11 protein-coding genes and 1 pseudogene are annotated in these 14,225 nt (G+C 39.4%); 10 read left to right on the forward strand and 2 right to left on the reverse strand.

Features of this window, described 5'->3' with window-relative positions; genetic code table 11:
• Positions 1–257: 257 nt before the first annotated feature.
• Together A0F92_RS00685 and A0F92_RS00690 are read right to left on the reverse strand one after the other, a co-directional pair.
• On the reverse strand, positions 258–1,121 hold the full coding sequence (locus tag A0F92_RS00685) for an alpha/beta fold hydrolase (RefSeq protein WP_068240603.1): 864 nt from the start codon (positions 1,119–1,121) through the stop codon (positions 258–260).
• 100 nt (positions 1,122–1,221) lie between these two features.
• Positions 1,222–2,697: a TlpA family protein disulfide reductase gene (locus tag A0F92_RS00690; RefSeq protein WP_167516674.1), complete on the reverse strand. Its 1,476-nt coding sequence runs from the start codon at positions 2,695–2,697 to the stop codon at positions 1,222–1,224.
• A 242-nt stretch (positions 2,698–2,939) separates the two neighbouring features.
• Between A0F92_RS00690 and rlmD the strand changes: the two genes are divergently transcribed.
• The 10 genes and pseudogenes from rlmD to A0F92_RS00735 form a co-directional block, all read left to right on the forward strand.
• On the forward strand, positions 2,940–4,379 hold the full coding sequence (rlmD, locus tag A0F92_RS00695) for a 23S rRNA (uracil(1939)-C(5))-methyltransferase RlmD (protein WP_068240607.1): 1,440 nt from the start codon (positions 2,940–2,942) through the stop codon (positions 4,377–4,379).
• Between the two features lie 9 nt (positions 4,380–4,388).
• On the forward strand, positions 4,389–5,093 hold the full coding sequence (locus A0F92_RS00700) for a rhomboid family intramembrane serine protease (RefSeq protein WP_068240608.1): 705 nt from the start codon (positions 4,389–4,391) through the stop codon (positions 5,091–5,093).
• 45 nt (positions 5,094–5,138) lie between these two features.
• Positions 5,139–6,074, forward strand: a complete 936-nt coding sequence (locus A0F92_RS00705; RefSeq protein WP_068240610.1) for a rhomboid family intramembrane serine protease — start codon at positions 5,139–5,141, stop codon at positions 6,072–6,074.
• A gap of 10 nt (positions 6,075–6,084) precedes the next feature.
• Positions 6,085–7,221, forward strand: coding sequence for an endonuclease/exonuclease/phosphatase family protein (locus tag A0F92_RS00710; RefSeq protein WP_068240613.1), 1,137 nt, complete (start codon positions 6,085–6,087; stop codon positions 7,219–7,221).
• 415 nt (positions 7,222–7,636) lie between these two features.
• On the forward strand, positions 7,637–8,668 hold the full coding sequence (locus A0F92_RS00715; RefSeq protein WP_167516675.1) for a DNA adenine methylase: 1,032 nt from the start codon (positions 7,637–7,639) through the stop codon (positions 8,666–8,668).
• Positions 8,620–8,955 carry a PD-(D/E)XK nuclease superfamily protein gene (locus A0F92_RS00720; protein ID WP_253809992.1) on the forward strand — a complete coding sequence of 112 codons (336 nt, stop codon included), beginning with the start codon at positions 8,620–8,622 and terminating at the stop codon, positions 8,953–8,955. The genes A0F92_RS00715 and A0F92_RS00720 overlap by 49 nt, the downstream gene beginning before the upstream one ends.
• A gap of 13 nt (positions 8,956–8,968) precedes the next feature.
• Positions 8,969–9,106: pseudogene (locus tag A0F92_RS16005) on the forward strand (PD-(D/E)XK nuclease superfamily protein); the annotation flags it as partial.
• A 335-nt stretch (positions 9,107–9,441) separates the two neighbouring features.
• On the forward strand, positions 9,442–10,554 hold the full coding sequence (locus tag A0F92_RS00725) for an endonuclease/exonuclease/phosphatase family protein (RefSeq protein ID WP_068240615.1): 1,113 nt from the start codon (positions 9,442–9,444) through the stop codon (positions 10,552–10,554).
• Between the two features lie 97 nt (positions 10,555–10,651).
• Positions 10,652–12,157, forward strand: coding sequence for a cysteine--tRNA ligase (cysS, locus tag A0F92_RS00730; RefSeq protein ID WP_068240627.1), 1,506 nt, complete (start codon positions 10,652–10,654; stop codon positions 12,155–12,157).
• A gap of 189 nt (positions 12,158–12,346) precedes the next feature.
• A partial coding sequence (locus A0F92_RS00735) for a hypothetical protein (RefSeq protein ID WP_068240617.1) occupies positions 12,347–14,225 on the forward strand: 1,879 nt, incomplete at its 3' end.

The raw sequence follows: 14,225 nt of genomic DNA on the forward strand, positions 1-14,225 counted from the left end.
GATTTGTAAATTTTGTGGTGCTTTAAATGTATTGCTTTAGCGGCATCCAAACTTCATTTCAATTGAAGCTATCCAAAAGTCATTTTAGTTTTTTGGTCAAGTATATCAGATCAAGATTGTTAATGACATTTAAATTAAGCAATCGCCCATCATTCCGGCAGGCAATTACGGAGTTACAGCGTTGCGCAACGCTGTTGTCTCGAAGCAGTATCGAAGAGGGAGGGGTGCTACCGGCCGGGTAATTTTTAACCGATGGGTTATTCAAACCGCGCCTCTTTTTCAATGTTGCGGTAGGGTGTTGTAAAAAACAAATCGACCTGCCGGTTAAAATCGTCTTTATACACAATGGGGGTGGAATGGCCGGAATTGGGTAAAATCCATAAATACGATTGGGGAATGTTTTCTGCTATCAGCAGGGTATGAATGGGGCGTATAACATCATGATCTCCACCTATTACCAATGTGGGACATTGTATGGTATGCAGTTGTGCCAGGGTAATATGCGGTTCGTACGATAGCAAATGTGCCAACTTGCGTTCTCTTTTTACCGCCGGAGTGGCGGGCATTTTGGCCAAAGTATCGTTTAAATGTAGTGCCCATTGGCGTACCCAGGGGTCAATGGCGGTTGTATCGGGCCATAAATTGGCGCCGGTTACGGCTAATTTTTTTACTTTATCAGGGTGGCGAATGGCCAGCAACAAACCGTTAATGCCGCCATCACTCCAGCCAATTACATAGCAGGAGTCTACTTGCAGGGTATCGAGCAGGGCATTTAAATCATCAGTCATCATTTCATAACTTAATGAATCTCCGGTATCGGTTGTTTTGCCCTGTGCCCGACTATCGGCTAATATTACACGATATTCTTTGGCAAAATAAGGTATCTGGTACAGAAAATTATTGATAGAGCCACCATTGCCGTGGATGATCAGCAAGGGGGATCCGTTACCATATGTTTCATAGTATAAATGAATGCCGCGGGTATGTACATAATGTCCGGCTTTTTCATTCCGGCCATATATGGTTGTATCAAACGGTGAAGGGACTGCATTTTGCGCCATTACCATAGCAGCAGATGTAAAAACTAAAAGCAGCATTACGAAAGTTTTGATGTATTGCATATAGCATGTTTTAAGCAGCAAACTTATTTTGAGGTAATAGCCGCTGCGTTTGAACCAGTAAAATACATCAAGCTGTTTATATTCAGAAACAAAAATGTATTTATTGTTTTTGAGTGCGCTTTACCTGCATTAAATTATCAATTTGCTCAATGGTTAATTGTTTAGCAATGATGTGCTTATCATCATCTAACAAATACAAAGTAGGTGTTTTAAACACATCATACAATTGTCGGTAATTGGGTTCATTAGCTTTTTGTTCGGCTAAACGGGCAGCTTTGGTTTGATAGGTTATAATCCAATCTTTGCTAAAATGATGTTCTTGCACAAACTGCTTCATATCATCCATTCTTGCTTCATTTACATTTACGCTGTATAATTTTACCCCCATCGCCTTCCAGCGTGCTTTGTATATAGAATCAATACGGGGCAATTCTTCTTTGCAGTGGCCACAGGTGGGATCCCAGAATACTACTACGGTAAATGGCGCCTTTAAACTGTATAAGGAAATATTTTTACCTAATGTATCGGTTAAATTCAGTTCGGGTGCCTGTACACCAATTTGATTGGCCATCATACTATAAGCCCTGTCCGTTATCATTTTTTTAGATTCGGCATTCAGAATAACGGTATCGCCTTTGGCATAAAAATTTTCATACAAAAACAGGAATACTTTATCCTGCCCCATGTATTCCGGATTCAGGTATTTGTTGGTGAATTTGGTAAGCAAATACGGATATATTTCCTTGCCGGTACGGGCTGAGAGTAATATATAGTTTACTTCATTGATAATAGAATCGGGTGCTGGCGATACATAGTATTTAAAGTAATCATCTAACTTGGGTTCAAAAAACGGGGTATGCAGCAGTCGGTCATCATTAAACAACACATCATCCCAATAATGTTCTTTTACATATCGGAAAGGATACAACGAATCGGGCTTGCCGTTTACTACCGGTATAGCAGGCGCTTCGGGCCGCTGCATGGCCTGTAATAAAAAAGCGAGTAATGAGTTGGGGTGGTGCACAATAATATTTTCTCTGCTTTGGTGCAGTTTTTCGGAAAGCGTTTTCAGTTGTGCTTCAATTTTTAATGAATCAGCTTTGGTATGTTGCAGTGCCAGTGTTTTTTGCAGGGCATCTATATCGCTACCCAGCCGATAGCTTTCCTGTGAATATGCTATAAACAAAGTATTATCCGGCGATCCGGTAATGAGGGGGTGCAGTTTATCGGCCGAATCGGCCACAATGCTAAAATGTTGTTCTTTGCCCACCAGCACTTCAAACTGAATGGTATATTGGGGCGATACCACAAAATAAATGCCTTCGGTTAAAGGTTTGCTGCCTTTAAAAGCACCTTCGCTATTGCTGTTTAATACTGCAGAATCAGACAAGGCTTTGCCCTTGCCATAATAAGTGCCCAGATAAATGGTGGTATTTTTAAAAGGCTTTAACTGTATGCGGATGTTATGGCCGGTATGGGATGCTGCCGTTGTACCGGCGGCTGTTTTTTTTTGTTGTGCTATTGCAAACAAAGGCGCAACAAGTGCTAAGCAAAAAACGAGGCGGAGGTTCTTCATACTGTAAAAATAAACATTCAATCATTTGCCTGACTTTTGTTTACAGGTCAATTATTCAAACAATAACGATAAACAATCTAATCAACATTGACATGCTAACAAACACATGTGTCATTTCCTATTTGTAAATTTCGGTATTTTATCCTATTTTATCAGTTTCTTTTGCGTTAATCCTTCCATAAAAACCTTTTTTAATAGTTGTAAATACGCAATCAAAGGCTTAGGATGTTATTTTTGCGCCTGTGAGAAAAAAGAAGGAAAGAATTATTCTGGAAAATATTTTGGTAGAAGATTATGCTGCCGAAGGTAAATCCATTGCTCGTATAAACGGGAAAGTACTGTTTATTGAAAAAGCAGTACCCGGTGATATGGTAAATGTATTATTGCACAAAAACAAGAAAGATTGGGCGGAGGGTGAAGCAATTGCCTTTACACAATTATCGCCCCAACGCGAACAACCTTTTTGCAAACATTTTGGTACCTGTGGCGGATGTTCCTGGCAAATGCTGCCGTATGCATTGCAACTACAATACAAGGCAAAACAGGTTAGCGACCATCTTACCCGTATTGCCAAAATTAACCTTCCACCGTTTGCGCCAATTGTGGGCGCTGCCGAAACCAAGGGCTACCGCAACAAATTAGAGTTTACTTTTTCCAATAAAAAATACATTCCCAAAGCCGATTTTAAACAACTGCCCGCCCATGAAATTCCTGGGAACGAAGTAGCCGGCTATGGCGGTTTTCATGCCAAAGGGGTTTTTGATAAGGTGGTGGAAATAGATACCTGTTACCTGCAAAACGAACCGGCAAATGCCATCAGGAAGGCCATTGTGGCTTTTGGCCGGCAACAAAACATTCCCTTTTATGATGCACGCCTGCATACCGGATGGCTGCGGAATGTGATGATTCGTTTGGCCCGTTCGGGCGAACTGATGGTGAATATTGTACTGGGCTATGAATACAAACCGCTGCGCGAAGCCCTGCTGCAAAGCATTGACCGGCAATTTCCTGAAATCACCACCCTGCTGTATACCATCAATCCAAAATTTAACGACAGCATTTATGATTTGCCCGTGCATACCTGGAAAGGGCCTGGTTTTATTATTGAAACCCTGGAAGATTTTAAGTTTAAAATTGGGCCTAAATCATTCTTTCAAACCAATACTGCACAGGGTGAACAACTGTACCGCCTCATTCGCGAATTGGCCGAATTAAATGGCACGCAAACCGTGTATGATTTATATTGCGGAACCGGAAGTATTGGTATTTTTGTAAGCAAGCAGGCAAAAAAAATTGTTGGGGTGGAAACGGTTCCCGAAGCCATTGAAGATGCCAAAGAAAATGCTGCCTTAAACGGCATAACTGATGCTGCCTTCTTTGCCGGGGATGTAATAAAGGTTTGTACCGATGATTTTTTTGAACAAAATGGCCGTCCCGATGTGATTATTACCGATCCGCCAAGGGCAGGCATGCACGAAAAATTAACACAGAAATTATTGGATATTGCTGCCCCTTTGGTGGTGTATGTAAGCTGTAATCCTGCCACACAGGCAAGAGATTTGGCTTTGCTGGATGAAAAATACACCGTTACAAAGGTGCAGCCGGTAGATATGTTTCCGCATACCTTCCATATTGAAAACATTGTGCAGCTTCGGTTAAAAGAAGCATTTATAAACCCATAATATTGTAGCATGACAGAATTCAGGCCCGGACGATTTCAGATTTTACCATTGGTGATTAAAAACCTGATCATTATTAATGGTTTGGTATTTCTGGCACAAATGACGATTGGCAGGCAAGGTTTCATTAATATGGATGATTTGTTTGCCCTGCACACCTTTCAAAGCCCATTGTTCAGACCCTGGCAATTGATTACGCACATGTTTATGCATGGCGGATTTGAACATATTTTTTTCAATATGTTTGCTTTATGGATGTTTGGCTCGGTATTAGAAAACCTTTGGGGGCCCAAACGCTTTTTAACCTTTTATATTATTTGTGGTTTGGGTGCCGCTTTTAGCCACTTAATTGTGTTGTACTTTCAAACTCAGCACTTAATTGATGCTTTTAATAGTTTAGACCCAGCCACCCAACAACTGTACAAAGTTAATTTCTTAGCCCGCCTTAATGAAGCTACCATTGGTGCATCGGGAGCCGTTTTTGGCTGTTTGGCTGCTTTCGGCTATTTGTTTCCCAATACAAAAATTTACTTATACTTTTTTGTACCCATTAAAGCCAAATGGTTTGTAATCATGTATGCCGCATTTGAGTTGTACTTAGGCATTAAAAACTCAGCCGGCGATGATGTGGCACATTTTGCCCACTTAGGCGGTGCTTTGGTAGGTATTATTTTGGTGTATTTCTGGAACAAAAACAACAGAAGTTCGTTTTATTAAAGCAATTTAACCTTCTAATTGCGTAATTTTTTGCAATTTTAATGTATGAACCTGAGCGAAATGCATAATACCCGCAGAAGACCTTTATTAGGTGAAAACAATAATGCACTGGTTTTTCTTATTATTCTGAATGCACTTTTTTTTGTATCGCTTACTTTCATCAAAATTGTTTACTTCCTTTCTTACGATAGCAATGCAACCGCAGGCCTGTTTTTTCAAAAACAAATTGTAAACTGGCTGGCACTACCCGCCGATACAGAAGTTTTCTTCCCCAGAATATGGACCATTCTTACCTATATGTTTACCACCTATAGCGTTTGGGGTATTATCAGCACCGTTTTATGGATATGGGCTTTTGGTTATATTTTACAAGATTTAGCCGGCAATAAAAATATTATGCCCATTTACTTGTATGGAGGCTTTTTTGGCGGTATTGCATTTGTGTTGAGTGTTAACTTAATTCCTGCATTATACCAAAACATTGCTTTCACTCCTGCATTAATGGGCGGAGGTGCAGCGGTAATGGCTATTGCCGTGGCAACTACTACCTTAGCCCCCGATTATAGAATTTTCCCCCTTATTAACGGAGGTATTCCCATTTGGGTACTAACCTTAATTTTTGTAGCCATTGATTACGCAACCATTGCCAGCCAAAACGGCGGTAATGCCATTGCCCATTTAACAGGTGGCATTGTGGGTTTCTTATACATTCGCCAGTTAAAAAGAGGCTCCGATTGGGGCAACTGGATGCACCGTACGGTAGAATGGGTAGATGATTTATTTAATCCGGAAAAGAAAAACAAAACTGCAACTACCAAAGAAAAACTGTTTTACCAGAGCAATACAAAGCCCTTTCAAAAAACACCGAATATTACCCAACAGCGTTTAGATGATATTTTGGATAAAATTAACCAGCAGGGCTACCACATGCTGAGTGAGGAAGAAAAAGAATTTTTAAAAAAGGCCAGTAAAGATTTATAAACAAACCATTATGGCTTTTTTTGCAGTAGCTGTTTTCAGGAAATTTGCCGGGGTTGTATGTATTGGCTTTAGTGCAGTGTATGCACTCTCTGCACTTACTCCTTTTGTAAATCCGGTTCGTTTTTGGCCCATGACTTTTCTATCGCTGGCTTTCCCATTGCTGTTGGCCGGGATGATTGGGGTTTGCCTGCTATCGCTTCTGCTGTTTAAAAAATACAGTTGGTTGTTTTTCTTAGTATTGGCTTGCGGATATACCAATATCCATTCGGTTTGGGGGTTTCATCCCGGGAAATCCTTTACAATGGAAAAACCGGCAGGAAGCATCCGCATTGTATCATGGAATGTGAACGAATTTTTAAATGCTGCCATTGCATATGATACACCCGGCAATCCCCGTCGGCAAATGCTTGCCTTCATTCAACAATCTAATGCCGATATTCTTTGCTTTCAGGACTTTGCCACAGCTACGGGGAAAAAATTTCGTTCCAACTTGCATTATATCCGCGATTCTTTGCATTATCCCTACACAGCTTTTGTCAATAATTTTTCATTTGGCATTGAAGGGTATGACCTGCAGCAAAATGGTATTGTCATTTTTTCGCGTTTACCGATTGTTGATTCTGCCGTTATTCCATTGCCCAATCCCGAGCATTTTAAAGAAGATTTTCAATGGGTTACCATTCAGGCCAGGCAGCAGCAATTCAGGCTTATCAATGCCCATTTGCGATCCATGAATTTGCATAGCAGTCAGGCCATGCCGGTTGAATCGCACTTCTATAAACCGGATACTACGCTTTTTTTACAAAAATCTACCTTTGCAAAACTGCGTTATTTTGATAAGGTGCATGTAGCACAGGCAGCCCGTATTAGTGCAGTGTTGGATACAACGGGGCTTCCCTTTGTGTTTTGTGGCGATTTAAATGCAGTACCTTCTTCTTATGTATACCACATGCTCAGTAGCAGATTACAGGATGCATTTTTAAAAACCGGATTTGGCTTAGGCGGCACTTACGACAGTATTTCGCCCACCCTGCGTATTGATGTGATGCTGATACGCCATCCCATTCAACCCCTGCAACACAAAACTTTTCCTTTGCATTTATCTGACCACTATCCTAGCATCTGTGACATTTGGATAAAGGAATAAGATACCCCCCACTTTAATGAATAAAAATATATTTATATGTAATTTAAATGGCAACTGAAGTTTAGAATTGTATATGTAGAATTGGTTACACTATGCCGGATGCAAAACACCCGACGAAAAGCAAAACATGAACCATAAATATATTTGTAACAAAGTATGCAGCAGCATCAAAAATTGAATGCACTGCCCTATTGAATAATGAGGTGTAAAAGAGAAAGAAATTAACGGATATGCCTATGAAGCATACAGTTGGGCAATAAAATAAAGAAATATGTGTATTTTATTGATATGAATTGCCTGAAATACAGGCTGGCACTTCAAGTCATAAAAGTCTGCACGCAGTTTATGCAAATGGCAACCATAATAGTATTACAAACGAATACAATTAATGACTGAAATGTTTTATTTTTGAAACATGCCTAAAAAAATTTCTTTAAAAGAAGATGTTTTAAATAGTGTTGAAGACCTGTTTCAACCATACAACCTTAACGCAAAACCATTTTTAAAATGGGCAGGCGGCAAAGGACAATTGCTTCAGAAATTTCAGGAACTGTATCCACAACAATTAAAGCTCAGGAAAATTAAAAATTATTATGAACCTTTTTTGGGTAGTGGTGCTGTGTTCTTTGACATAGTACAAAATTTTGAAATTGAAAATGCATTTTTATATGACATTAATGAAGAGCTCATTTTAACCTATAAAGTAATTCAACAAGATGTATCAAAGCTGATTGATTTTTTATACCGCTACCAAAAAACATATTACAAGCTGGATAAAAAACAAAGGGATGAATACTTTTACGAACAGAGAACAAATTATAACCTTCAAAGATTCAATACTGATTATGAAAAATATTCAGAACAATGGATTGCCAGAGCTGCACAATTTATTTTTTTAAATCGAACTTGTTTCAACGGTCTTTATAGGGTGAATGCAAAAGGAGCATTCAATACTCCCGTAGGCGACTATGACAAACCCACTATTTGCGATGAATACAATTTATTATCTGTTTCAAAAATCTTAGAATTAGCAACAATTCAAAAAGCCGACTTCAAACAGGTAAAAAAAGATTTAAAAACAAATTCATTTGTTTATTTTGATCCGCCTTACAGACCCATCAGCAAAACAGCAAATTTTACAGCATACAGCAAACATGATTTTTCTGACAATGAACAAACAGAATTAAGCAAGCTATTTGCCTACATCCATACGAAAGGAGAATATGCAATGCTTAGTAACTCAGACCCAAAAAATCATGACCCTTCCGACCATTTCTTTGATGAACTATACAAAGATTTCAATATAATTAGGGTACCTGCAAAAAGAATGATCAACTCTGATGCTTCAAAGCGGGGAAAAATCAATGAAATAGTGGTTACAAATTATAAAACGCAACCATGCAAAAAGGCACAAAAGGCAACATTACCGGAAACCAGCTTGAAGTAGCGGTTAAAACAGTTTTATCAGGTAAAGGGTTTCAAATTGTAAATTATAGAGTTTGGGAAAAAGACACTGCTAATTATGGAAAGGAATTGCTTCTTGAAAATGTGCCTTTCAAAACAATATATGAACACAAAGGCAATACTGAATTTTTATTGCATTCTGACAAATATAACCTGCATATCAGGATTGAATGCAAGTGGCAACAAGTTGCAGGATCTGTTGATGAAAAACTTCCCTATCTGTATTTAAATAGCATAGAAGCAATGCCGGAGAAGGATATCATGATTTAATGAAGGTGCAGGATGGAAACCCGGCTCAATTAAATGGCTTAGAGAAGCTGTTACAAGTAAAAAATATACAACAGCACTAAACAAAGACAAAAAAATATTCGTATTCAGCGTAACAGCGTTCTTCACATGGGCAAATAATACTTTTGTGTAATCAAGATATAATACCCACAACCTGTAGGTTGAATAAACAAATTAAAATTAATTTTTTAGGATTATCAGAGCAAGAATTTATTTGGTATGAAGTGATTTTAGCCACAGCAAAAATCCTACTAAAGAAATTACCAACTAAAACAATCACCATACTCTCCTGATTATTTGTCGTACCACAATCCTGCCATCTGTGCTATTTGGATAAAGGAATAAGGCAAGCTTCATCCAATCTTTCTCAACCATTCTCACAAAAAATACACACCTTGCTTTTTATCTCCAACAACCTTTCCTGCATTTCTCTTTTGCCTATCCGGCAACAATTGTTATTTTTATGCAATGGCATTGGCATTCATCAGGCCTTTTATAAAACGTATAGTAATTGGTATTAACCTGCTGGTCATTTTTATTTACTTACTGGGCTGTTTAAGTCCGTGGGTTAATCCTGTATATTTTACCCCCATCAGCTTTATTGCCATTACCATGCCCTACCTGGCTTTAATCCTCATTTTTGCTGCTATTTTCTGGATTATCGTAAAGCCGAAATATGTGTGGATACCGCTGCTGGCACTATTACTCAGCTATCAGCAAATACAGGTAATGTTTGCCGGTAACATAAAAGAAGGATTTTCAAAAACAAAACCTGCCGGCAGTTGGCGCATCATTAGCTGGAATGTGCAAAGCTTTAATGGCCTTAGTAAAAGTAAAGCCGCCAAACAACAGGTACCGACCGATTTATCCCTCACTATTCAAAAACTGAATGCCGATGTGGTTTGTTTGCAGGAATTTAACAATGCAGATAATGCTGCCTCTTCTGCCAATCATATCAGCTTGTTTACAGACAGCTTTCCCTATCATTTCTTTTCAAAAGACTATCGCCGCAAAAACAATTATCATTCCGGCTGTATCATTTTTTCCAAATACCCCATTATCCGTTCCGAACGCATCCCCTTTAAAACCGCCGAAAGCCTTATTTATGCCGATATTGTAAAAGGGATCGATACCATTCGGGTGTTTAACACCCACCTGCAGTCGTATAAATTTAATCAGGAAGATTATGAAGGGATGGAAAAAATAAAACAACAAAATGAAGAAGCACTGGCCGCCTCCAAAGGCATTATTCAAAAAATGCTACTGGCTTTTAGAAGAAGAACCGCACAGGCCATCATTGTAAAAAACAAATTGAACGAAAGCCCTTATCCCTATTTAATTTGCGGCGATTTTAATGATGTACCCAACAGCTTTACTTATTTCCATATTCGTGAAAACATGCAGGATGCTTTTTTGGCAAAAGGTTTTGGCATTGGCCGCAGTTTTATTAGCCTTGCACCAACACTGCGTATTGACTATATTTTAACCGACCCTCATTTTGCCATCCGGCAATTTGATATGGTTGATGAAGACCTAAGCGATCATATTATGCTGGTAAGTGATGTAGCACTGAAAAAATAAAACCCCTTTCCCGCTTTATATTCCGTTTGCTGCTACTGTACCGATTGGCTACTTTTGCAGCCTGTAATTGAATAATGACCGCTATTTAAATATTTCTATGCCTTTACAATTGTACAATACCCTTACCCGTAAAAAAGAAGTGTTTACACCCATAACACCCGGACTGGTGGGCTTATATGTTTGCGGACCAACCGTGAGCGGCGAAAGCCATTTGGGCCATGCACGCCCTTATATTACTTTCGATATTCTGTATCGCTATTTTTTACACTTAGGTTATAAAGTACGGTATGTACGCAATATTACCGATGCCGGCCATTTTGAAGAAGAAGGCCGCGCCGCAGAAGATAAAATCAGCAGTAAAGCTATACTGGAAAAATTAGAACCCATGGAGCTGGTGCAGAAATACACCAACCTGTTTCACTGGGCCATGCAACAATTCAATACCCTGCCACCCAGTATTGAACCTACCGCTACAGGCCATATTGTAGAGCAAATTAACATGATTCAACAAATTATTGCCGATGGCTATGCTTATGTAGTAAATGGCTCTGTTTATTTTGATGTAGCCAAATACAATACCGACTTTTCTAAAATAGGCCACCCCTATGGCATACTCAGTGGCAGAAATATTGAAGAACAATTAGAAACCACACGCCAATTAGAAAATCAGGACGAAAAAAGAAACAAGAACGATTTTGCCCTCTGGAAAAAAGCACCACCCGAACACATTATGCGTTGGACTAGCCCTTGGGGCGAAGGCTTTCCGGGTTGGCATATTGAATGTTCGGCCATGAGCACCAAATACCTGGGTAAACAATTCGATATACATGGCGGCGGAATGGATTTAGAGTTCCCACACCACGAATGTGAAATTGCACAAAGCTCGGTTTGCAACCACATACCGCCTGCACGCTATTGGGTACACAATAACATGATTACCATCAATGGTAAAAAAATGGGTAAAAGCTATAACAACGTGATTAAATTAACCGAGTTGTTTAGTGGCAATCACCCCATTTTAGAACAGGCATACCATCCCATGACCATCCGTTTCTTCATCCTGCAATCGCATTACCGCTCCACCCTCGATTTTAGTAATGAAGCCTTGCAGGCATCTGAAAAAGCACTGAAACGTTTGTGGGAAGCCTATACCAATTTGCTGGCATTACCCTTACCCGAAAATGAAGTAGCCGGCGATATTGAGCTAGATAAAAAAGTACAGGAACAAATCAGTGAATTTTCAGTGTTTATGGATGATGACCTAAGCACAGCAAAAGTATTGGCCAATATGTTTGAGCTGGCACCTGTTATCAATGGATTAAAAAACAAACAATTACCGGCTAATAGTTTAGCATCGGCAACAGTGTTACACTTAAAAAAACAAATGAAACTGTTTTTAGAAGAGGTATTTGGCTTGCAAAACCCGGTTGCTGCCTACGATGGTAAACTGCACCAGGTAATGGATTTGCTGTTGCAATTGCGTAAACAAGCCAAAGCAAAAAAAGATTTTGTAACCAGCGATACCATCCGGAATGAATTATTGGCCATCGGCATTCAAATTAAAGATGAAAAAGATGGTAGCATGAGTTACAGTATGCTTTAATAAGCCGCCTATTCTTTCCGCTTTAATAAAAATATAACCCAACCTACTTATTTTTATAAGTAGGTTTGTTTTTTAGCACATTATAAAATAGTGTTTATTTACTATATTGCTTGTTTAAAAAAAATGGCCTTTGTTTGTGCCTTTTTTGAATAGAAAGTAATTACATCTCGTCAACATAAATTGTATTACATGAACAAAATGCTTGCTATTTTAGGCTTTTGCACACTGCTTAGTTTTTCATTTTCGGCAAAAGCACAGGTATTAGATTCTATGATGGATGTGTATGCCAACAGATATCCGCAAGAAAAAGTACATATTCAATTCGATAAGGGCGCTTATAATAAAGGCGAAACCATTTGGTACAAAGCCTATTTAATGACAGGTATTGACCTTTCCTACATCAGCAAAAATTTTTATGTAGACTGGTACGATGCATCGGGTAATTTAATCATGCATTCAGTTGCGCCGCTTTTTCAAGCCACTGCTTCCGGTTCGTTTGAAGTGCCGGCCAATTACAGTGGTAAAAGTCTGCAATTAAGAGCTTACACCCGTTGGATGCTGAATTTTGATACCGTTTTTTTGTATCAGCGCTCCATTCCCGTAATACAACCACAGGTTAAAGCCAATATTATCTTGCCGAAAACACAGGTATACCTGTTCCCCGAAGGAGGTAATCTGGTAGAAGGGCTGAATAGCCGCGTTGCCTTTAAAGCCACCGATCAGTTTGGCAATCCTGTATATATTAAAGGGGCCATTAAAAACAACCATCAGGCATTGGTTGATTCATTTTTAACGGAACATGATGGCATGGGCAGCTTTTCAGTTGAACCCAAAGCCGGGGAAACCTATCAAATTAACTGGTTAGATGAAAATGGCCAAACCGGCACAACCGCATTACCTGCCGCATTACCCAACGGTGCCACCCTTTCTGTACAACCCGCCAGCGATAAAGCCATTGTGTTTGTAGAGCGCACCGCCAATGATGATCCTTTGTACAAAACCATGTACCTCATGGCGCAAATGAATCAGCAATTAGTGTACAAATCAAGAATTAATTTTTCGGCTAAAACCAGTGTAGTGGCCGATTTGCCTACGACAGAATTACCCACCGGTATTTTGCAAATTACCTTGTTTAATGCCAACTGGCAGCCCGTTGCAGAAAGAATTGTTTTTGTGAATAATGAAAACTATATCTTCAACCCCCGCATCAGCACGCCATTGGTAAATTTAGATAAACGCGGAAAAAACACCATTGAGTTTTTTGTATCTGATACTGCTTTTGCCAATATGTCTATTGCCGTTACCGATGCCGATGTGCCGGTTGATGATCAACATTCTATTTACTCCGATTTTTTATTGAGTGATGATATTAAAGGCAAAGTGCATAACCCGGTTTATTATTTCTCCAGCGATGCTGATAGTGTTAGCCATCATTTAGATTTGGTGATGCTAACCAATGGTTGGCGCCGTTACAACTGGAGCGATTTAGCCGCACAAAAAGTTCCCAATATTCAATTTCCCCCCGAAACCAATTATTTAAAAATAGAAGGTAAGGTATATGGTAGTAACAACCTGGGTGGAGCATCTTCTTTTTTAAATGTAATTGTGCAGGGTAAAGACAGTAGCAAACAGTTTTTATTATTGCCTGTTCATAAAGATGGCTCATTTGAGCAGAATGGTGTTTTCTTTTATGATACCGTTAAATTGTTTTATATGCTCAACGGTAAACGAAGTAGTAACACCGGTGCCGTTGTTAGTTTCACCAACGGGTTGTTTAACTTACAACCACGCCATGTAACCATTCATAGCAGTTTAACCAACTGGACCGATAGTATGGCGCTGCGCCGTATGCAATATTTTATGGATGAACAGGAACGGCTCAGGAAATTAATGGCATCGGCTACTTTAAAAGAAGTTACTGTAAGGGCAAGGGTTAAAAGTGCGTTGCAGGTGTTAGATGAAAAATATGCTACCGGCCTCTTCTCCGGTGGCGATAGTTATGGCTTTGATGTGATGGATGACCCAAGGGCTAATGGTGCATTAGATGTATTTACCTACCTGCAGGGGC

It is taken from the genome of Hydrotalea flava, from assembly GCF_001623405.1.
Lineage (GTDB): Bacteria > Bacteroidota > Bacteroidia > Chitinophagales > Chitinophagaceae > Hydrotalea > Hydrotalea flava.